This is a genomic window from Pradoshia sp. Z6_59, assembly GCF_058267515.1.
This window is the reverse complement of the sequence record NZ_JBZCPP010000016.1, coordinates 1-21,315: the sequence shown is the minus strand read 5'-3', so window position 1 is coordinate 21,315 and position 21,315 is coordinate 1. Positions and strand designations below refer to the sequence as shown.

Sequence of the window (21,315 nt, the reverse complement as noted above, 5' to 3'; positions counted from 1 at the left end):
AATGCAGGAGAAAAAATTCAGTGAGATGTCAGAGCATGAGCTTAGACAAACGATTGCAGATTTAAATGAAAAAGCAAGAAAGGCTGAGCAGCTCGGGATGGTTAATGAATTTGCCGTACATAAAAGGAGAGCCGTAATGGCAAAGGCTTATACATTAGATCCGTCTGATATTATAGTTGGTGAAATGTATGGTATAGATGGAGCGCCTGGAGAATATTTCAAGGTGGAGTATCTAAAAGGTGTGTTTGCCTGGGGGTATCGTCTTCATCAAAATGAAGAAGAAGGGCTTCCTATTTCCTTACTGATGAAATTAAAATAAAACGAGAAAAAAGAGCTTTCTGGGTGCAGAAAGCTCTTTTAATTTTATTCAGAATCTCGTTCTCCAGAGGCATGCATTCGCTCCTGTGGACGAGTATTTGTAGTGCCGTCTGCTCGTTTTGAAGCATACTCTGGTTTGGCACGGGGTTCCCCATTAAATTTATTATCATGCTCATAAGGAAAGCCTTTTGCTTTATTTCTCAAGATTCTCTCACCTTTCGTTCTGGGATGATGGATGCCTTATTAGTATTCTTATATGGCTCCCACCCATTCATGAGAAAGCCTTCCTGATTATCCAGTGATCATATTTAGTTTCTTTTGAAGCTTTTCTTCTGTAAAAACCCATCCAGTAAATGAGTTGATAATAGTTAAATCATCATCTAAATGAACGATAGCCACAAAAGGATATCGTCCTCTGCTCCGATAACGTAAATCAATGAATCGAACAATGTGCATTCCCTCCTGATAGTCCATTTCCCATCGGTATACCGGCGAGAAAGATACAAAGGCAGAAAGATTCACATCCTTTAAAGCAGCATCCAGTATTGGACTTTCCGGTAAAGGAATACGATCAAACGTATCGTAAAATTGTATTTCACGATTTTCAGCTACCCCAACATAATACTTATCAGACGTTGTAACAGCTACCTTCCAGCGGTGATAACGCATGGTTGGGGAAAGTGTAATTCGCCGAGCATCAGGGATTTGTAAACGAATCCGAGCCTTTAAGCTTCTGGATTCTGTAATCCGAGCAATATAATAACCGATAATAATTAGATACATGATTAAGAATGTAGGTCCTGGATCAAAGCCAAATGTCCATAAAATTAGACCAACAATATGAATTCCAAAGATAAAGGGATCAAATGTATTAATAATCCCGAGCGCAACCCATTTTGAGGACAGGGGGCTAATAGCCTGTGTTCCGTATGCATTAAATATATCTACAAATACATGCAAAAAAACAGCGAAAAAGGTCCATAACCATAGATGTAAGGTATTCGCTTCCGGAATGATAAGGGCAATAAGAGCCGTAATTAATATAGGCCAAAGAATTACAAATGGTATGGAATGTGTTCTTCCTCGATGATTGCGTATATATACTGCATTATTTTTCATTTTTAGGACTGTATCTATATCAGGTGCCTGGGAACCAAGGATTGTACCGATCATAACGGCCGTTGCTGTTCCTGTATGGGATGCGACCTGAGGATCCAATGTGGCTAACCCGCCAAGTGCTATACCCATTACCAGATGAGTACCGGTATCCATAATACATCCTCCTTTTCTACTGACTTATAAAGGAAACCACTATTTTTATCCAAAATTAATTACTTTTCATACCAGTCATGTTGTTTTAAAATGAAGGGAATCAAAAAATCATGGGTAAACCTATTCAGTATGATTACTTAATTTATTCCCTATTCCATTAATTTTTAACATAAACAGGAGGAAACGTGAAGACACTTGTCAGTTGCAATATAGAACAATTCAGGAAAGATCTTATAGATTGGTTTATTCAGGAACAAAGACAGCTCCCATGGCGAATAAATAAAGATCCCTATCGCGTCTGGGTTTCTGAAATTATGCTTCAGCAAACCCGAGTGGATACCGTTATTCCTTATTACGAACGTTTTATGGAATGGTTTCCGACTCTTGATGATTTTGCTGATGCTGATGAGGAAAAATATTTAAAAGCATGGGAAGGTCTTGGCTACTATTCTCGGGTTCGTAATTTGCATAGTGCAGTTAAAGAGGTAAAGGAAAACTACGGCGGAATCGTGCCAAACACTCCTGAAGAAATAAAAAAATTAAAAGGTGTCGGTCCATACACTGCCGGTGCGATATTAAGCATTGCTTATGGTGTTCCGGAGCCTGCAGTTGATGGAAATGTCATGAGAGTCATTTCCAGGATATTAGAAATATATGATGACATAGCGAAGCCTGCCACCCGCAAACTATTTGAGTCAGCTGTACGTGAATTAATTGATCCCGAACATACGTCAGAATTTAATCAGGCATTGATGGAGCTTGGCGCTCTTATATGTGTTCCTGGTAAACCTGCATGCTTATTATGTCCGGTAAGAGAGCACTGCTGGGCATTTGATAAGGGAATCCAGCAGGAGCTTCCGATAAAAACGAAAGCTAAAAAGACCAAAATTGTTCATTTATCGGCACTTGTGATAAACGATGAAAGTGGAAGAATCCTGATTAGGAAGCGGCCGGAGACAGGTCTTCTCGCAGGATTGTGGGAATTCCCAAGCTATGAAACAACAGGAGATGTGACAGAACTTAAAGAAATGGTTGCGGAACAGAATCAAGTTGAATTAAATCAATTAACTCCAATCGGTCATATTAATCATGTATTTTCGCATTTGATATGGGAAATCGATATCTATACAGCCACTGTGAAAAATCTGGAAAACTTTAAAAGTGATACGCATAAATTAGCATATGTGAAAGATCATGATTTTCAACAGTATGCATTACCTGTATCTCACCAAAAAATTTATGAAACATATGTATTTAATGGTTAAAAAAATAACCCGGCGTCAGTTAACTGCGAAGTAACACCTTCGGGTATAGCTGATGCCGGGTTTATTTTAATTAATCGTAGGAAACACGCGTTCCTTGTGTCCAGGTTGCTTCCTGTCTCTTCAAGCCGCCTCTTCTTTCAATTTCCTCGATAATTTCTCTTTGAATGGTATGTCCCTCTATATTTAAATAGGGCATAATCTGCTGAAATGAATGATGGTAAAATTCTAGTTCATCTTCCTTCCATTCACTTTTAGGAATCATGGATAACTCTGACATATCTCTTCCTACAAACATAATAAAGCCTCCTCTTTTCCTGTTTTAAATTTCTATATAGGATGCCGCTATAAGTGAAGCAAAAACAAGGAAAAAAATAGAAACACTCTTTTTGTATATGAAAACCTCTGTTGGATACATTAATAGGTGTGGAGGTGATATTAATGGCTAACAACAGTTCAAAAACAAATGCAAATCAAGTGAGACAACAAAACGCACAATCTGCAGGTCAAAGCCAAGGTCAATTTGGTTCTGAATTTGCAAGTGAAACTGATGTGCAATCTGTGAAACAAGCAAACGCGAAAGCAGAGAAAAACAAAGCTAAAAACTCCGGAAACTACGGACAACAATAACGTTAAAGCATTATTTAAAGCGCTTGCCCCTAGCGGGCGAGTGCTTTTTAATAGCTCGACAAAACCTCTCAGAAGGCTACAGAAAAAGTCAAAGGTATTTTCTGCTTATTAGAGAAATGTATTCTTATACTGATTTTGGGTGGTGTAGAGCATGAAGAGTTTTGAAGAGTTAGTTAATGAACAAATGGTCATTATGGATAAGCTTTTACATATGCAAACTGAACTTGACCGTTATATGGAACTAGAGGAGGAACTAAGGAATCGAAAGAACGATGAAGATTTATTATGTGTCCAGGATGATATAAGTGAGATGAAAAGAGAATTGGATACAATCCAAACGATATTTATGCAATTAACAGAAAAAGTGATTGAAAGCTATCAGTCGAAATCTGCCCCGAAACTATAAAATATAAATACAATCCATCATTATTTAGGGCATCTATATAGGTGTTCTTTTATTTTTATTCTTCCACTTTTATTTCCTTCATTCCTTATGACTCATGTTTGTAAACGATTAATTTTGGTTATAGGATTAATATTTCAGCCTAAAAAAGAGCTGGTTAGTGGCGATTTGTTTAACAATTTATAGCTTATCCGCTTTTCATGGTGGCTCTTTGTTTTAAAATTGTAAGTGAATCGTTATAATAATAGAAGAATACGGAAAAAGTATCTTAATTTAACGGTTAATATATTGTCAATTTGAACACAGAGACGGTATATAAGTGCCCTGCCCTATAGGGAGAGAAAGTAGGTAATACAACGTGCGAGTACCGAGAGAAGGAGAAGAGATCCAAATACACAGTTACAAACATAATGGACATATACACCGGGTTTGGCAAGAGACGACCATATTAAAGGGTACCCAGTTTATTGTAATTGGTTGCAATGATCGGACTCTTGTGACTGAATCTGATGGTAGGACATGGCTTACAAGAGAGCCAGCTATTACCTACTTTCACTCACAGTATTGGTTTAATATCATCGGGATGCTTCGAGATGATGGTATTTACTACTATTGTAATTTAAGTTCTCCATTTGTATTTGATGGGGAAGCGGTTAAATATATCGATTATGATCTTGATATAAAGGTTTATCCGGATATGACCTATAACCTGTTAGATGAAGATGAATATGAAGAGCATAAACTTCAAATGGGTTATCCGAATGTCATTGACCATATTCTCAGGAGAAATGTGGAAAAGCTGATCAGTATGATTCGAGCGAAAAAAGGGCCGTTTTCTCAGGAGTTCGTTCATAATTGGTATAAACGATATTTAACAATTAAAAGTTGAGAAGAAGCCTGTCTCTTTTATGGACAGGTTTTTATGCTTGATGGGAGAGACATTTGATGAATAGTATAAAAAGATATATGAGGTTTGTAAGGCCTTATAAGTGGCAAATCATTGTGACAATCCTAATCGGGATTGTTAAATTTGCGATTCCTTTACTGACTCCTGCCATGTTGGCATATGTGATTGATGATATAATCGGTGCCAATGCGTTGCAAAAGGGAGAGCAATTAAGGAAGCTCTATATGTTAATGGCAATCATGTTTTTCATTTTTATAGTAGTTCGACCTCCAGTAGAATATTATCGTCAATATTTTGCTCAATGGACAGCAAGTAAAATCTTGTTTGATATTCGTGATAAAATGTTCAGCCATATACAAAAATTAAGCTTTAAATATTACTCTAATGCGAAAGCAGGAGAAATTATCTCCAGAGTGATTAATGATGTTGAAGAAACTAAGAATTTTGTTATAACCGGCCTTATGAATGTTTGGTTGGATTTAGTTACAATTTTAATAGCAGTAGGAATTATGCTTACCTTTGATGTGAAATTGACCATTGTATCGTTACTTCTGTTACCGCTCTATTCATTCTCCATTAAATATTTCTTTGGTAAATTAAGAGAATTAACACGAGACAGATCACAGGCACTTGCTCAAGTACAGGGCTATTTGCATGAACGTGTACAAGGGATGGCAGTAATTAAGAGCTTTGCGATTGAAGATCATGAACAAAAGCAATTTAATAAAGTGAATGGTAACTTCCTGAAAAAAGCGTTAACTCACACAAGCTGGAACGCTAAATCATTTGCTGCTGTCAATACAATTACGGATATTGCTCCTCTAGTCGTCATCCTGTTTGCCGGATACCAGGTCATTAATGGGAATATGACATTAGGAACTATGGTTGCCTTTGTCGGCTATATCGATTTATTGTATGGACCTTTGCGTAGATTGATGAACTCATCCACCACTTTAACGCAATCACTGGCGTCAATGGACCGTGTATTTGAATTTTTGGATGTTCCTTATGATATTGAGGACAAGCCCGATGCTCGTCCATGTAAGGATGTACAGGGTACCATTACGTTCGATCATGTATCATTCTCTTATGGGGAAGATGAGACTCAGGCACTAAAGGATATTAATCTTGAAGTGAAAAGGGGAGAAACAATCGCGCTTGTCGGGATGAGTGGAGGAGGTAAATCTACTCTGGTCAGCTTGATACCCCGATTTTATGATGTAACACAAGGGCGTATACTACTGGATGGAGTGGATATCCGTGATGTACAGGTACGCTCACTTCGAGACAATATTGGAATGGTAATGCAAGACAGTATTTTATTTAGTGAATCGGTTCGTGAAAATATTTTGTTGGGTAGGCCAGGTGCAACAGATAAAGAAATCTATGAAGCTGCCAAAGCGGCAAATGCTCATGATTTTATCTGCAAATTACCAAGTGGTTACGAGACAAAAGTAGGCGAGAGGGGCGTTAAATTATCAGGGGGCCAAAAGCAGCGTATTTCTATTGCACGTGTGTTTTTGAAAAATCCATCTATTATTGTGTTGGATGAAGCAACCTCTGCTCTTGATTTGGAAAGTGAGCACCTTATTCAGGAAGCACTTGAAAAGCTCTCCCGGGACCGTACTACTTTTATAGTCGCTCATAGATTATCTACCATTACACATGCTGATCGTATCGTTATGGTTGAACATGGCCGTATTATAGAAGTGGGAACACATCAGGAATTAATGGCTAAACAAGGAGCTTATTATAGACTCTTTCAGGTTCAACAGTTGGATGCATAATGGCTCGTTGGAAATTGATCGCTTGCGAGCTAACGAAATTGGATAAAAATATATTTACAGGTACACAGGAGGTTTCTTCAAATGGGAGGAACCTCCTTTTTGAATTTCATGTAAGGTGCTGTCATCAAGAATGCAAGAACAAATAAGCTTTTATGAGAGAAGTGATTAGTGGATAGATGAAAAGTGATCCAGTAAGGTTTTATAGAAGGAGAGGAAATGGGAGAAATGAAGGATGTAGTTGAAATAAAGATTGACAAGCAGGTTTTTACTTAATAAGAAAGGGCATCCTAAAGCCTTTTTACTGGCTTTAGAATACCCTTTAAACGATTGTTTATAATTGATCATCATCATTTATCTTGATCGATTTGTTCTCTGATTTGTGATAAGAGTGAAAACTGTTAACAAGCATTTCTAGATGCTCTAAGTAGTCACCATATTCAAGCATAGATGAAATTAGTGTAACCATATGGTAGTGGACGGGAGAATCCTCGTCTGTATTTAATCGAAAACCTTTAACAATATCAATCAGCAATTGTTTGTTATAAGTGTCCGTAGATTCCTCAAGCATTAGTCCCGGCTTTACTTTACCTATAAATTTCAGATGAATATGTTCATGTTTCCTCAACAACAAATCCAGTTGATGATGAACCTGGATTTGAAAATCCTCAGGCATTTGATGGAATTCGTTTTCAAAGCGATGTAATCTTTTTAAGATATCCAGTGATCGTTTGTTTGTTGCTATCATATAACGGTAGATTACGAGTTTACGGGACTTGGCAACCGTATTTTTCCTGAAAGTTTCCCGCTCTTCTTTATATAGAGCGTACAAGCTATCGGCCTTTGTGACATTCTCTTTTATACGTTTAATATCTTTTTTCATCATAGTATGTTCAGTTGAACTTCTAGAACCGATTCTAATCCATTGTAGAATATCGTCTGTCGTTGTGCTAATTCGTTTATAAAGCTTTGTCTCATACTTTGGAGGAAGAAAGACAAGATTAACAATAAATGCTGATAGAATACCGATTAAAATGGCAGCAACTCTCCAAAATGCGAATTCTGTAAAATTGCCGTCTTGTTGCTCCATAATCAGGATTAAAGTTACGAGCGAAATTGTTAGTTGATTTTCATTTTTCAGCTGTAAGTTGATTACAATTGTTATAATGGCTGCCAAACCAATTAATAAGGGATCGTTACCAAATAATAATACAAACGATATCGCAATTAGAAATCCGATTATATTCGCTTGTATTTGATCAATTAAAGTCCTGTACGAACGGTATATGGTAGGCTGAACGGCAAATACAGCCGAAATCCCGGCTAATACGGGAGCCGGTACATTAAATGCTGTCGCAACATAGATGGCTATCACAATGGCTATTCCCGTTTTAAAGACTCGGGCACCAACCTTCATAAATAATACCTCTTCCTTTTATTCATAGTTGTTTACGAATATTTATCTATTTTTATCTCGAACATGACTGTACTATACAGGGTTTCGTCTTCATGTTCAAGATATACAGGCAAAATACTTCTTTTGTTTACTTTCCCCTTTAGACTAAAAGGCATGCATTGAATACAATTTTTTCAAGATTCATCAGGTATACGCCATATGGCGAGAAGGGGATTCATAGATTTTTTAATGAAAGGTTTTATGTGTTCATAAAGTATAAAAGGGATTGAGAACGGCGCAACAGAAAGTTAAGAAAATAAAAAGAGGCCGCCGCTTTAATAAAGCGAAACGGCCTCTTGAGGGTTCGGAAAATAATGTATCATCCTAATATAAATTGATATATGGTCCATAACTGACCACCAGTCGGCTCAGCTTTACTCCGTTGAAACTGATGGATCAGCTTGGGTTTTGACTGGGACGATTTGGAGGAAGTGCTGGCTTGGGTTGCCTAGCAATTGGGCCAGTTCGTCCGCTTCTGCCTGTTGACCATTTTCTTTAAGAATAGATGTATAGCGTGTAAGTAGTTCTGTTACATCGTTTATACCTGTTTCATTTAATTTTTCAACAGAGACGAGGGCTCCTTTTGCAATTCTGCGTTGGATCGCATCTTTTGTAAGGCCTCGTTCAGGCAAATGACGTTGATAAATGACACCACCTGTCATTCCTGCGCAAATCCATGGACCTGGGTCTCCAAGGACAAGTCCTCGACCGTTTGTCATATATTCGAAGGCAAAGCCTTTAATATTTGAATAAACGCCAATGTTTCCGTGTTCTTGTTCAGGGATATCTCGTTTTAAAGAACCTCCGACAATCATGTCAGCACCAGACAGTCGGATACCTGCACGCGCATCAGCATCACCCTGGGCAATTAATAGACCTTTTTGTGCTCCGTATCCAAAGCCTTTTCCGACGGAACCATTATAGAATTTATCATCCTTGCCGATTCCTTTAAGAATTGCAATTGTTCCTCCAAACGAGGTTTTGCCGGTGCCATCCTGTGAACCGCCATCAACAGTAATTGTAATGCCTTCTGTATTGTATGCACCAAGCCCATTTCCAGGTATGGAACCTTTATAAGTTAGATTAACAGGATCCATTTTGACATAGGAACCATCTAATCTGCCTCTTACCCGGTGGCAGGAAACACGGCTTCCAAGTACACGCTGAATAGAATTGATATTTTTAAATTGTCTGGATTGAAGCAGATCATTTACACTTGCATCCAGATATTCTGCACCAACTGCAGCCATTTGGACGATTAATTCGTCCTTTGTAGCAGCGGCTTCGAGATGTGTAATCTGGCCAAGCTCAATTGTTTTAAGTAAGTATTTTAAATCCAGCATTTCTTTTCCTTTTGTTTGTACTAATAAATCGGAACGCCCGACAGCTTCCTGAAGATTTGTGATTCCAAGTTCAGCCGCAAGTGTTTTTAATTCATTGCCAAAAGCACTGAATAGGTTGATGATCCCCTGGACGGCTAAATCAAATTGTCTTGGAACAAATCTCCTTAAGCCATGTTCCTTTGCTTCCACTTCAGAATCAATTTGAGTAGCAATCCCTACGTGGCATGTATCCAGGTGGCAGCCTCGACATGTTGTACAGCCAATAGCAATCATAGAGAGGGTTCCAAAGCCTACACGGTTTGCTCCAAGAAGCATGACCTTCAATACATCCTTTGCACTTTTGAGGCCACCGTCAGCCCAAAGCTCAACATCCTGTCTTAGACCGGCTTCAAGCAAGGCATTATGAGCAGCTTTAACGCCAATTTCCACTGGTAATCCAACGTTTTGAAGCGCATGGATACGAGCGGCTCCAGTACCGCCATCAAATCCACTTAGCGTGATAATATCAGCTCCAGCTTTTGCTATCCCGACAGCAATTGTCCCGATATTTGGAACAACAGGTACTTTTACAGCCACCCTTGCCTGATCATTGGCTGTTTTTAATTCATGGATCATTTGAGATAAATCTTCAATAGAATAAATATCATGGTTGTTTGAAGGTGATATTAAATCGGATCCAATCGTTGCATTACGTGCTTCGGCAATTTTTGATGTTACTTTGGATCCAGGAAGATGACCGCCTTCACCCGGTTTAGCGCCTTGTCCGATTTTGATTTCAAGTAAATTAGAGGAATTCAGCAATTCCGCATTTACACCAAAACGACCGGAGGCAATTTGCTGACCGCGAGTTCGCGGGTATTTACCAAGCATATCTTTAATTTCTCCGCCTTCACCATTCATGCTAATCATATTAAGGCGATCGGCACCTTCTGCATATGCGCGAAAGGCTGTTTCATTTTGTGAGCCGAACGACATTGATGCAATTACAAATGGTAGACTGTGATCGCCAACACCAATATTCACTGTTTCTGGATCAACTTTTTGTTCGGTTTTCTTGAAATCTGTTAAATGGCGAATAGTTGTGGGATTTTGTTCTTCCTGTTCAGAGATTTTTTCTCCAAAGGCCTGATAATCACCAGTTGAAGCCACCTCACCAATTGCTTTCCAGATTCGCGGGAATAGATGAAAGGTCTTCCCAACACGTTCTTTTTCATTGGCAAAATCAATAGCACGCTGTTTTGCATCTTCCTTCAATTTATCAAAATTATAGATTAATTGATTGGATCCAAAGAAGTTCACGATTTGAAGGATGTCTGCTATTTCTTCCTGTAGTCCAATCGAAGAGAATAGTCGTCCATATCCGCGAAGTTCATGAATTCCAAGTGTTGAAATGACCTTTTCTAATCCTTTAGATAAAGAGTTATATAAATTAATTACTGGTTTCGACTGCTCATCTGATACGGTACGGAACATATAATATGGATTAATCAAATTAGCTCCTAATCCGTAAATCACCACAATGTCATGCAAGTTACGAATGGCAGCAGAGCGAACTAAAATGGAACAGTCTCTTCGTTTTTCTGCTTTTACTAATGCTCTATCGACTGCTGCGACTACAAGGGCAGGATCCAACCATAAATGCTCAGCGTGATGGGCTAGTTCATCATCTAGGCAAAGTAATCCACAGCCGTCAGTAACAAAGGTAAGAGCCTCTTTACTGATACGATCCAGAGCTTCCTTAATCGTTTCACCCTCCGTGAATGTCATGGATATCGTTTTCAATTCTTCTGTATCCATAAATAATTGGTGAATTTGTTCATAAGAAGGTTGTTTTGCAAACTGTGCACAAGTCTGTCCAGCTTTTCCTTCAGCTAATAGAGGCGTTAATAGCTCAATCACTGTGTTTACAGATTTTTCATCTGTAAACAGAGAAGGGCGTTTACCGATAATGGTACGGGTCGAAAAATGTTCCATCTCTCGGTCGCGATCTATTGCAGGATTTGTAACAACTGCAACACTTTCCTTAATAAAGTCTGCAATATTCTTACGCTCAGGATTGAGTGCTGCCAGTGGAGCATCGTGACCAAGTGAACGGATTGGTTCTGCACCTTTTTCAGCCATTTGTTCAATTAGTTGAATATGGTCACGTTCCCATCCGAAAGCTTTATATTGCCCGTTTTGGATTTTGTCCTCTTCCTGTGCAAAAGTATGCTCTTTTACATCAGGAGGATTTAAGCGATTACGAGATTCTGTAAAGTTAAGTCTCTTGTTAAATCTTTTGAATACTTCTTCTTGATAAGTGATATATTCATATAGTTCTATTGAATCGCCATTCCACTTTAATCCGACCTTTTCTCCTGGACCAATTGGTTTAGGATTGGCTACATATTCTGTTGGTGAAATAACACCTGGTTCAGAGCCAAACAAATAAGAGGTTGAAGTTTCCATCATCCATAAAGGACGTAGACCAAGTGCATCTACAGAGAAAGCAGCTTCATTGCCGTGGCGGGAAATGATTCCTGCCGGACCTTGAGCGAAATGGCCCCAGCTTTCACGCAAATACGTATATAGATCCTGAAGGTGATTGGGATATTCCTTTATTTCATTAATGATTGGAGGGAAGACAATATCAAGTGCTTCAAATAGAGAATATCCCTCACGGTAGATGAATGTTTCCAATGTACGGCTTAAATCCTGGGAGTCACTGCCGCCGTTTACTAATGGAACACCGACCATTTGCGCTTCATCGCGTAATTTGGCGATTGTATTGATTTCACCATTATGTCCAAGGACGCTAAATGGTTGTACGCGAAAAAAGCTGGATAGTGTATTAGTACAATAGCGGTTATGTCCAAGTGTCATCGTAGATGCGACGAGTGGACTTGCAAGGTCTGGATAATACTTAGGTAGAATATCGCCAGCTCCCATCACTTTGTAGATGGCATGATATTGGCTAAGCGAAGATACGTGGATGTGATCATTTTTTTCAATTGAAATTGTTAGATCAAATAACAGAGATGAAAGGTCAGTTTGATTTAAATCCTCTTTTGCTATAAAAGCAACTTGAAGAAATACAGGGTTTTCCTGTAATGCTATTGGTCCCAATGCATCGGTGGAATAAGCTTCATCAGATACATAAATTTCTTTTAAGTCTTTTTCGTTTGCCAGTTTGATTATTTCCTCAATAGTTTGTTGTTTCTCAGCCTCACGTTTAATAAAAAAGTGGCCCACTACAAAATGGTTATGGTCTGCAAGGTCTGTATCAGCACCAGAGTTCTTTAGCTTCTCTTTCCATAATTGACGGGGGATATCTATGTGAATGCCGACACCATCGCCTTCACCGTTAATAAAACCGGCCCGATGGTTCATGGTAACCAGGGCATCAATACACGCAAAAATATTATCACGGGTAGGTATTTTCTTCTTTTCGATACATGCAATAATTCCGCAAGCATCATGTTCCGATTCGTGGTAATTCATAAACGTACTAGGATTCCATCTTTTGTTCATACGTTGGGCAACTATAAGCTTGCGCCTATTCGATGCCGGTTCACCTCCTGCTTTAAACTTGTGGTTTTTTAGGTTACTTTGGAAAAACGAACGAGGAAGGAAATACAGTTTTGAGGGTAATAAATAATCAATACTAGTATGATTTATATTATCATTAGAATTTTCAGAAATCAATTAAATATGCATTTAAGTTTTTTTGGCAAATAAACATTATCTGGTTATTAAAATCAAAATATCTTAATGTAAACGCTTTCAACAACGTTAAAACATCAATTCTACCGTGATTAGTAGAATTGATGTTATGCATAATTATTCAACGATTTGTATTTATAATGATTTGAAGGCGTGATTTACAGCTTTAATGGTAGTTTCTATGTCTTCTTCTGTATGGGCTGTCGTTAAGAACCAGGCTTCATATTTTGATGGGGCCAAGTTAATCCCTTGTTCAAGCATAAGCTTAAAGAATCGACCGAACACTTCGCCATTCGTAGCTTCAGCTTGAGCATAGTTACTGACATCTTCCTTAGCATTAGTAAAATAAACCGTTAATGCACCTTTTAATCGATTTACTTTAATAGAAACATGATGGTTCTCTGCTGCCTGAAGGATACCTTGTTCCAGCATCGCGCCAAGATAATCTAGTCGTTCATATACTCCCTCTTCCTTTAATACTTCAAGGCAAGCAATACCAGCAAGCATGGAAGCGGGATTCCCGGCCATCGTTCCTGCCTGATAGGCTGGACCGAGGGGTGCGACTGTTTCCATAATCTCTTTTTTGCCACCGTAAGCACCAATCGGTAAGCCGCCGCCGATGATTTTTCCGAGCGCTGTCATATCAGGCTCAACACCAAGAAGGTTTTGTGCACCACCGTACATAAAACGGAAGGCTGTAATTACTTCATCATAGATAACAAGTGCTCCTGCTGCATGAGTAATGTCATTAATTGCTTCCAGAAAACCAGGGTTTGGTTCAACAATCCCGAAATTACCGACAATTGGTTCAACTAAAACGGCCGCAATTTCATTTCCCCATTTATTGATTGCTTCCTTATAGGCATCTATATCATTGAATGGCACAGTAATGACTTCCTGAGCAATACTTTTTGGTACACCGGCAGAATCGGGAGTTCCAAGTGTGGATGGGCCTGATCCTGCAGCGACTAAAACAAGATCGGAATGTCCGTGATAACAGCCAGCGAACTTAATTATTTTATCCCGTCCTGTATACGCTCTTGCTACGCGAATCGTGGTCATAACTGATTCAGTTCCGGAATTTGTAAACCGTACTTTGTCCATGGAAGGGATGGCATCCTTAAGCATCTTGGCAAATTTAACTTCAAAAGGAGTAGGTGTTCCATAAAGAACGCCGTTTTCAGCTGCTTTTGTAATTGCTTTAGTAATATGCGGATGGGCATGCCCGGTAATAATAGGTCCATAAGCGGCTAGATAATCAATATATCGATTGCCGTCAACATCCCAAAAATACGCGCCTTTTGCTCTTTCCATTGCTACTGGAGATCCTCCTCCAACGGCTTTGTATGATCTGGATGGTGAATTGACACCGCCGACGATGTGCTGCATAGCTTCAGCATGCAAACTTTCAGATTGAGCGTGGTTCATTTTATTTCTCCTCCTTCGTATGTAACTGCTTCATTTTAGCACTGGAATTCTTTGTTTGTACAACATGGTCACCTTAGCAATAGATTCGTGTACAAGCAATCATAGGTATGCCTGTATGAGCGTATATATTACAAATGCGGTTGTAATAAAAAGGGGTGTTACCTTTGTTTTATATTATCCTTGCTGCGGTTGTTATCACGTTGCTAATGAGTTTAAAAGGATTATTGATGCCAACAGACCCAACCCGGGCTGAACGGATATCACTCGATTATCTTTATTGGATCATCACGGTGTACTTCACTTTTTTAATAGGTTTCGGAATCCTATACGTATTGGTCGAAATAAAATTTGGACCGGTTATTCATTTGAATGGTTTACCCGTTGAGGGAGGTTTGTTTCCGAAGCTTGCCTCTTCCTTCTATTTCAGTACAATGACTCTTCTCTCAGTAGGGTATGGAGATATGGTTCCTATAGGATTTGGGAGATGGATTGCTTCAATGGAAGCTTTAATTGGATATGCATTACCAGCAGCCTTTGTCGTAAGGACTGCAATAGACCTTGAACATGCAAAAACAACCCGAAATTAGGTATAGTAATAATAGAACGAGCTGTTCTTAACTATTTTTATCTAACAGGGGAGTGAGCTTTATGAGTAGTATAGTTGGTGAGAAGGCGCAGGATTTTAAGCTTCAGGCAAGTAATGGCAAAGAGGTTACATTAGCTGATTTTAAGGGGAAAAATGTAGTTCTCTATTTTTATCCTAAAGATATGACACCGGGATGCACGACTGAAGCGTGTGACTTCAAAGAAAATCACACCTCATTTGCAGAATTGGAGACAATTATTGTTGGCGTTAGTCCAGATCCGGTTGAAAAGCATGAAAAATTTAAAACGAAGTATGACCTTCCTTTTATTTTGTTGTCAGATCCAGATCACACATTGTCAAAAGCGTATGGAGTATGGGTATTAAAAAAGAATTTTGGAAATGAGTATATGGGTACGGAACGTTCTACATTCGTTATTAACAAAGAGGGTATAGTAGTAAAAGAGTGGCGTAAGGTGAGAGTGAAAGGGCATGTAGAAGATGCCTTGGCATTTATTAAAAATGAATTATCATAATTTAGATCGTGAGCAGGCATAAAATAATGCCTGCTTTCTTTATAAATAAACAGCTCTTGGAAGGAAATATATGTATATTGATAGTAGGTGTTTAATAAAGAGATCAGGGGAGATGACGTATGAAGGATCCACGAATTAAAAAATTGGCAAGACAACTGCTAACCCATTCTGTCCGGTTGGAGACGGGGCAAAAAGTGTTGATAGAAGGTCACTACATTACGAAACCGCTGTTGATTGAACTTGTTAATCAAACGTATGAGCTAGGAGCATACCCATTTGTCCAAATGCTCGATGATGAGATTCAAAAATATATGGCAAAAGGGTATAGCCGGGAACAGTTGGAAATCATGGCTAATTGGGATTTGAAAAAATTTGAAGACATGGATGCTGTCATCATTGTGATTGGAGAAGAGAATGATGCGGAATTTGCTGAGATTCCATCAGAGAAATTTCAGCTGAGTGGAGAAGTAATGAAGCCAGTCGTTGATTACTATATTAATAATTGCCGTTGGGTATTATTGAACTATCCGACTAAATCACTTGCTCAAAAAGCAGGGATGAGCACAAGTCAATTTGAAGATTTCCTGCTTGATGTATGTACAATTGATTATGCTAAAATGCAGAAGGCAATGGAGCCGTTGAAATCTCTAATGGAGCAAACAGACCAGGTCAGAATCATATCACCGGGAACAGATCTTTCCTTTTCAATTAAAGGAATTCCGGCAGTGATGTGTTTCGGAGAAAGAAATATACCAGATGGAGAAGTGTATACAGCCCCCGTTAAAAACAGTGTAAACGGAACGATTACCTATAATACACCTTGTCCTTATCAAGGGACTACCTTCAGAGATGTCAGTTTGACGTTTAAAGATGGGAAAATAATTGATGCAAGAGCGGATCAAGCAGATAAAATCAATAAAATATTTGATATTGATGAAGGTGCCCGTTATATTGGAGAATTTGCCTTAGGCGTAAATCCGTTAATAACAAAACCAATGGGAGATATTTTATTCGACGAGAAAATCTGTGGAAGCCTGCATTTCACACCGGGATTAGCCTATAAAGCAGCCGACAATGGAAATATATCTTCTATTCACTGGGATATGGTGCTTATCCAGCGAACTGAATTTGGCGGAGGCGAAATCTATTTTGATGGTCAATTGATTCGAAAGGATGGATTATTTGTACTACCGGAGTTAAAAGGATTAAATCCTGAATCACTTTTATAATGATTGTTTTTAAAATCTATGGCAAAAGACCAAGCATAACAAGCTGTTTTGAATAAGATAGAATCAGGGAATACCTCCTCATACAACTATTTGAAGGACAGCCGGAACTGGCTGTCCGTTTTTTTATTTAGTTTCTGCTTTTATGTGAGCTAGCTTAAAACGCTCGAGAGATAAGTGAGCCATTACGGGAGGAAAGAACGCCTCCCTGCATGCCTCCTCTTATGCTTGTCGGAGCTGAACAGTCGTCTCAGCACTTTAGTTAATCCAGCTTCAATGGCTAGAAGCTCAGAACATAAACAAAGCTACTGCGGAGGCCAACAGGATGTTGGTCACAAAGACGTTGCCACAGGACGTGGCGAATTTAGCCTTTGTTCCTTAATGCAGTCGTCTCAGCTTTTTATGTAATCCAGCTTCGACTGCTAGAAGCTCAGAACATAAGCAAAGCTACTGCGGGGGAGGACCATCCCCTACGTACCTTTGTCTTATGCTCCTCACTTCTGAGCAAGCCGTTTCAGCTTTTTATACTGGTAAAAGATGTTATCATATTAGTGATGTGTGGATGAAGGGGGTATTTGGATGAAGGTTGTTTCTGCAATTTATCCTCCGGGGGAGATTAGGAAACGTTTGATTGAGTCATACAAGGAGCATGAGTTTCATTTTTGTAAAGGTATCAAAAATGCAGGTTCGGTTATTAAGGATATGGATGTGCTCATAACATATGGAGAAGATGTGGATGAGGAAACAATCGACCAGGCAATACGGTTGAAATGGATCAGTGTAATGTCAGCTGGGATTGAAAGATTGCCTTTTGAAAAAATTAGAGAAAGAAATATCCTGGTTACAAATGCGAGAGGGATTCATGCGATACCGATGGCAGAGTACGTCATGGGGATGATGCTTTCATATATGAAGCAATTCTCGATTATGGCAGAGAATAAAGATAAACGTATATGGGATAAGAGATTATCTTTTGGTGAGCTGAATGGGAAAAATCTTCTTATTTTGGGTACTGGCGCAATTGGGGGAGAGATAGCTAGATTAGGAAAAGCCTTTCGAATGAAAACGATTGGGATGAATCGCAGCGGGATTTCCACCAGTTCATATTTTGATGATATTATTACAATGTCTCAAATTGAGGAAACTCTCCCGAAAGCAGATTTTATTATATCAGTATTACCCAGTACATCAGAAACTAAGGGCCTCATAAAATACAAACATTTTGAAATGATGAAAAATAAGGCTATGTTTATCAATATAGGCCGTGGAGACTTAATGAAAGAAGACACGATACATGAGGTGTTGGAAAATCAAGTTATAGGCCATATGGTGCTTGATGTTTTTCCGAATGAACCGTTAAATGAAGATAATAAGCTCTGGTTATATCCTAATTTGACTATCACACCGCATATTTCTAGCGTTTCAAAAAAGTACTTGCCACGTGCATTTGATATATTTGAGCAGAATTTTCAGCGGTTTGTTAATCATAAAGATGATAACTATGTGAATAAAATTGATGTAGGAAAGGGGTATTAGAATGAAAATTTATACAAAAACCGGAGATAAGGGTCAAACCTCTCTTGTTTATGGTACACGTGTATCCAAAACTGACCAACGTGTAGAGGCGTATGGAACATGTGATGAAGGGAATTCTATGATTGGACTTGGGATAAGCTATTTAAATGATGTAGAGTTCTCAGGGAAAGATAAGTTATTAGAGGAATTCCATAAAATACAAACTGATTTATTTCACGTTGGTGCAGAACTAGCTACTCCATACGGCAAAAAAGTTGGATGGGTTATAAAAGAAGAGTCGATTAATGAAATGGAAGCCTATATTGATGAACTTAATGAGGAATTACCTCCATTTAAGAATTTTATACTTCCAGGTGGACACCCAGCTGGAGCAGCTTTTCATGTGGCCAGAACAGTGATACGTAGAGCTGAACGAAATTCAGTTGCTCTCGGAGAAGAGGTAAATCCTTTAGTTATAAAATATTTGAATAGATTATCCGATCTGTTGTTTATTGTTGCCAGATATGTAAATTATAAATTAGGAAAAATGGAACCAACTTTACATAATTCTTGAGACAAGTTTCCAACACCTTGGATATAATATATCTGAATGAGGTGTTGGAAATATTGACAACTCAACCAATCATCAAGTAAACTTATTGTAACAATTATAAAGTGAGAATAATATAAAAAAGGAGTGCATGACGGTGTCTCAACCACAACTTAAAGAAGCGTTAGATACTTTGAAACAAACTGGTGTCCGCATGACTCCGCAACGTCATGCCATACTCGAGTATATAATAACTGCCCATGCGCATCCAACAGCTGATGATATATATAAGGCGTTGGAAGGCAAGTTTCCTAATATGAGCGTAGCGACAGTATATAATAATTTACGTGTGTTTAAAGAGGTTGGCTTAGTAAAAGAGTTGACGTACGGAGACTCATCCAGTCGATTTGATTTTGTGTCATCAGATCACTATCATATAATTTGTGAAAAGTGCGGAAAAATAGTTGATTTTCATTATCCAGGTCTTGATGAAGTGGAACATCTTGCGTCGCATGTTGCAGGATTTAAAGTAACACATCACCGAATGGAGATTTATGGTGATTGTCCGGAATGTTCTGCTAAAGAAGTTCATTAAACCAGATAGGGAAGTTAAATAAAAAGAAAAAGCTGGACGTTCGCCAGCTTTTTCTTTTTATTTATTTTTTAACTTTTTCTTATTGTAATCCTCGTTAAATTCTTTGCCTTCCAAGTCTTTATCAAGTGTTAATGGTTCTTTACAGTACATACACATATCCACTCTGCCTAATATTTTTGTGTATTTATTACAATTTGGACAAACAACTTGAACAGCTTTTGTGGAGAGCATACCTATCCAGAAATAGACGGCCATGCTTGCGAAAATAGCTAATAGTCCGAGTACCATAAAAATAGTCATAACCAGTGGTGAGTTTCTAAAGAAAATACCTCCGTACATTATGATAAAGCCTATAAAAATTAAGCTGAGTGCAAATGTTCGTATTTTATTTATCTTACTTGAATACTTTGCCACCGTTTTTCCCCCTTTTATCTTCTATAATATACCATAATATCCAAATGATTTAATAACAATAGATATTAAAATAGTGGCAGGAGTCTGTCGAATATTGTTGAATAGATAAGGAGAGCGAATTAAATTGTGGAGGAATGGAACATGGAGGACATCCTAAGACCCGTTTATCAAGAAAGAGCCAGCAACCCGGATACAAAAGGAGTTTTATTAATTGAGAAGAACTCCCCTGAGAGTTCAATTACAGATACATTTGATTACATTTTATTAATCATTACGGATAGTAAGGATAAACAACCAGTCTTTATTAAACATTATGCTTACGAAAATAAAAAAGCTGCACTCCACATCGTAACAGATGATAAGTTAAACGAGTGGAGGTTATTAGGATCCAATAAAAAAATTATTGATTGGATATACAATGGGAAAATTGTTTTTGACCGTAATGATTATCTTGCCTCATTAAAAAGAGAATTAAATGAATTCCCTTTCTATGGAAGGAAAGTAAAAAAAGGTATAGAGTTTGCGCGTTTAATTAGAAGTTATATGGAAGGTAAAGAATTGTTTGATCAAGGGAACTCTCTAGATGCGTATAATCAAATAATCCATGCACTCCACCACCTTGCAAGATTAGAAATCATCGAAAAAGGATTTCACCCTGAAGTAACTGTATGGAATCAGGTGAAGCAAATTGGTCCAGATATTTATAAATTATATGAAGAGCTGGTTTTTAGCGAAGAAAGTCTTAATCAAAGACTAGAGCTTCTTTTCCTTGTTAGTGACTTTTTTATTCATACAAGAACAGAATCAGGGTCTGGGCATATATTAGAAATTATAGGTGAAAGAGGAGAAGAGTACTGGTCTTTTGATGAGCTGTATGCACATCAAGAGTTATGCTATTACGGAGAGGACTTAAGGATATTAGTAGAGTACTTGATTGATCGTGGTTATATTGATGTTGTATTGGAAAACACTAAGGGAGCAAAGCTTTTTCATAGGTATTATAAAATTCATAAAGAAATTTAAAAAATTATATTGACCAAATGATTTTAGGGTGGTATATTAATAAACGTCGCCGCTGAGGTAAACAAAACGAAGCGAGACGGCAAAGAAAAAATGAAAAAAGTTGTTGACTTACGAGTTTAACAATGATAAGATAACAAAGTCGCTCTTTTACAAATGAGCTTTAAATGTTAGTAAATTACATTAAAAGAAATGCTTGACAACGAAAAGTTATCTTGATATAATGTAAAAGTCGCTAACACGACAGATTGTTCTTTGAAAACTAAACAAAACGAAACGCCAAGCAAGTCTAAAAAGAGATTTTTAAAATCTCGTCAATTTGCTTTAAAATTTAGCTAGATCAAACATCTTTCGGAGAGTTTGATCCTGGC

20 protein-coding genes are annotated in these 21,315 nt (G+C 38.1%); 13 read left to right on the top strand and 7 right to left on the bottom strand.

Annotated elements, in window-relative coordinates; genetic code table 11:
• The first annotated feature begins 1 nt into the window (after position 1).
• On the top strand, positions 2-319 hold the full coding sequence (locus AC4D4B_RS14910; RefSeq protein ID WP_491000405.1) for a YfhH family protein: 318 nt from the start codon (positions 2-4) through the stop codon (positions 317-319).
• 44 nt (positions 320-363) lie between these two features.
• Here the strand turns inward: AC4D4B_RS14910 and AC4D4B_RS14905 are convergent, their stop codons facing one another.
• Positions 364-525 carry a small, acid-soluble spore protein K gene (locus AC4D4B_RS14905; protein ID WP_302621346.1) on the bottom strand — a complete coding sequence of 54 codons (162 nt, stop codon included), beginning with the start codon at positions 523-525 and terminating at the stop codon, positions 364-366.
• A gap of 84 nt (positions 526-609) precedes the next feature.
• Positions 610-1,590: a metal-dependent hydrolase gene (locus AC4D4B_RS14900; RefSeq protein ID WP_490996872.1), complete on the bottom strand. Its 981-nt coding sequence runs from the start codon at positions 1,588-1,590 to the stop codon at positions 610-612.
• A gap of 185 nt (positions 1,591-1,775) precedes the next feature.
• On the opposite strand from AC4D4B_RS14900, the gene mutY reads away from it, so the two are divergent.
• Positions 1,776-2,855, top strand: a complete 1,080-nt coding sequence (mutY, locus tag AC4D4B_RS14895) for an A/G-specific adenine glycosylase (protein WP_491000404.1) — start codon at positions 1,776-1,778, stop codon at positions 2,853-2,855.
• Positions 2,856-2,925: 70 nt separating this feature from the next.
• Here mutY and AC4D4B_RS14890 read toward each other — a convergent pair whose 3' ends face one another.
• Positions 2,926-3,150, bottom strand: coding sequence for a hypothetical protein (locus tag AC4D4B_RS14890; RefSeq protein ID WP_490996870.1), 225 nt, complete (start codon positions 3,148-3,150; stop codon positions 2,926-2,928).
• Positions 3,151-3,287: 137 nt separating this feature from the next.
• Here AC4D4B_RS14890 and AC4D4B_RS14885 point away from each other — a divergent pair, with 137 nt between their 5' ends.
• The 4 genes from AC4D4B_RS14885 to AC4D4B_RS14870 all read left to right on the top strand — a co-directional run bounded on the left by AC4D4B_RS14885 (position 3,288) and on the right by AC4D4B_RS14870 (position 6,579).
• Positions 3,288-3,482: a gamma-type small acid-soluble spore protein gene (locus AC4D4B_RS14885; RefSeq protein WP_490996922.1), complete on the top strand. Its 195-nt coding sequence runs from the start codon at positions 3,288-3,290 to the stop codon at positions 3,480-3,482.
• A 151-nt stretch (positions 3,483-3,633) separates the two neighbouring features.
• Positions 3,634-3,888, top strand: a complete 255-nt coding sequence (locus tag AC4D4B_RS14880; RefSeq protein ID WP_066107909.1) for a YgaB family protein — start codon at positions 3,634-3,636, stop codon at positions 3,886-3,888.
• A 355-nt stretch (positions 3,889-4,243) separates the two neighbouring features.
• On the top strand, positions 4,244-4,774 hold the full coding sequence (gene ntdP, locus AC4D4B_RS14875) for a nucleoside tri-diphosphate phosphatase (protein WP_490996869.1): 531 nt from the start codon (positions 4,244-4,246) through the stop codon (positions 4,772-4,774).
• Between the two features lie 56 nt (positions 4,775-4,830).
• Positions 4,831-6,579 carry an ABC transporter ATP-binding protein gene (locus tag AC4D4B_RS14870; RefSeq protein WP_491000403.1) on the top strand — a complete coding sequence of 583 codons (1,749 nt, stop codon included), beginning with the start codon at positions 4,831-4,833 and terminating at the stop codon, positions 6,577-6,579.
• 331 nt (positions 6,580-6,910) lie between these two features.
• On the opposite strand, the gene AC4D4B_RS14865 is transcribed toward AC4D4B_RS14870, so the two are convergent.
• The 3 genes from AC4D4B_RS14865 to AC4D4B_RS14855 form a co-directional block, all read right to left on the bottom strand.
• A complete protein-coding gene (locus AC4D4B_RS14865; RefSeq protein WP_490996867.1) occupies positions 6,911-7,993 on the bottom strand; it encodes an FUSC family protein in 1,083 nt (360 codons plus the stop codon).
• Positions 7,994-8,406: 413 nt separating this feature from the next.
• On the bottom strand, positions 8,407-12,885 hold the full coding sequence (locus AC4D4B_RS14860; RefSeq protein ID WP_491000402.1) for a glutamate synthase-related protein: 4,479 nt from the start codon (positions 12,883-12,885) through the stop codon (positions 8,407-8,409).
• A 327-nt stretch (positions 12,886-13,212) separates the two neighbouring features.
• The gene (locus tag AC4D4B_RS14855) at positions 13,213-14,505 is read right to left on the bottom strand and encodes a glutamate-1-semialdehyde 2,1-aminomutase (RefSeq protein ID WP_490996865.1); all 1,293 of its coding nucleotides are present in this window, start codon (positions 14,503-14,505) and stop codon (positions 13,213-13,215) included.
• Between the two features lie 164 nt (positions 14,506-14,669).
• On the opposite strand from AC4D4B_RS14855, the gene AC4D4B_RS14850 reads away from it, so the two are divergent.
• The 6 genes from AC4D4B_RS14850 to perR all read left to right on the top strand — a co-directional run bounded on the left by AC4D4B_RS14850 (position 14,670) and on the right by perR (position 19,510).
• Positions 14,670-15,092 (top strand): ion channel, encoded by a 423-nt coding sequence (locus tag AC4D4B_RS14850; protein ID WP_490996864.1) that lies wholly within the window; start codon positions 14,670-14,672, stop codon positions 15,090-15,092.
• 61 nt (positions 15,093-15,153) lie between these two features.
• Entirely contained in the window at positions 15,154-15,624 is a 471-nt protein-coding gene (gene bcp, locus AC4D4B_RS14845) for a thioredoxin-dependent thiol peroxidase (protein WP_490996863.1), read from the top strand.
• Positions 15,625-15,743: 119 nt separating this feature from the next.
• Entirely contained in the window at positions 15,744-16,853 is a 1,110-nt protein-coding gene (locus tag AC4D4B_RS14840) for an aminopeptidase (RefSeq protein WP_490996862.1), read from the top strand.
• A gap of 576 nt (positions 16,854-17,429) precedes the next feature.
• The gene (locus AC4D4B_RS14835) at positions 17,430-18,386 is read left to right on the top strand and encodes a D-2-hydroxyacid dehydrogenase (RefSeq protein ID WP_491000401.1); all 957 of its coding nucleotides are present in this window, start codon (positions 17,430-17,432) and stop codon (positions 18,384-18,386) included.
• Between the two features lies 1 nt (position 18,387).
• Positions 18,388-18,939, top strand: coding sequence for a cob(I)yrinic acid a,c-diamide adenosyltransferase (locus tag AC4D4B_RS14830; RefSeq protein WP_490996860.1), 552 nt, complete (start codon positions 18,388-18,390; stop codon positions 18,937-18,939).
• Positions 18,940-19,066: 127 nt separating this feature from the next.
• Positions 19,067-19,510: a peroxide-responsive transcriptional repressor PerR gene (gene perR, locus AC4D4B_RS14825; protein ID WP_066107879.1), complete on the top strand. Its 444-nt coding sequence runs from the start codon at positions 19,067-19,069 to the stop codon at positions 19,508-19,510.
• 57 nt (positions 19,511-19,567) lie between these two features.
• Here the strand turns inward: perR and AC4D4B_RS14820 are convergent, their stop codons facing one another.
• The gene (locus AC4D4B_RS14820; protein WP_066107876.1) at positions 19,568-19,924 is read right to left on the bottom strand and encodes a YgzB family protein; all 357 of its coding nucleotides are present in this window, start codon (positions 19,922-19,924) and stop codon (positions 19,568-19,570) included.
• Between the two features lie 141 nt (positions 19,925-20,065).
• On the opposite strand from AC4D4B_RS14820, the gene AC4D4B_RS14815 reads away from it, so the two are divergent.
• On the top strand, positions 20,066-20,947 hold the full coding sequence (locus AC4D4B_RS14815; RefSeq protein WP_490996859.1) for a nucleotidyltransferase-like protein: 882 nt from the start codon (positions 20,066-20,068) through the stop codon (positions 20,945-20,947).
• The last annotated feature ends 368 nt before the right edge of the window (positions 20,948-21,315 follow it).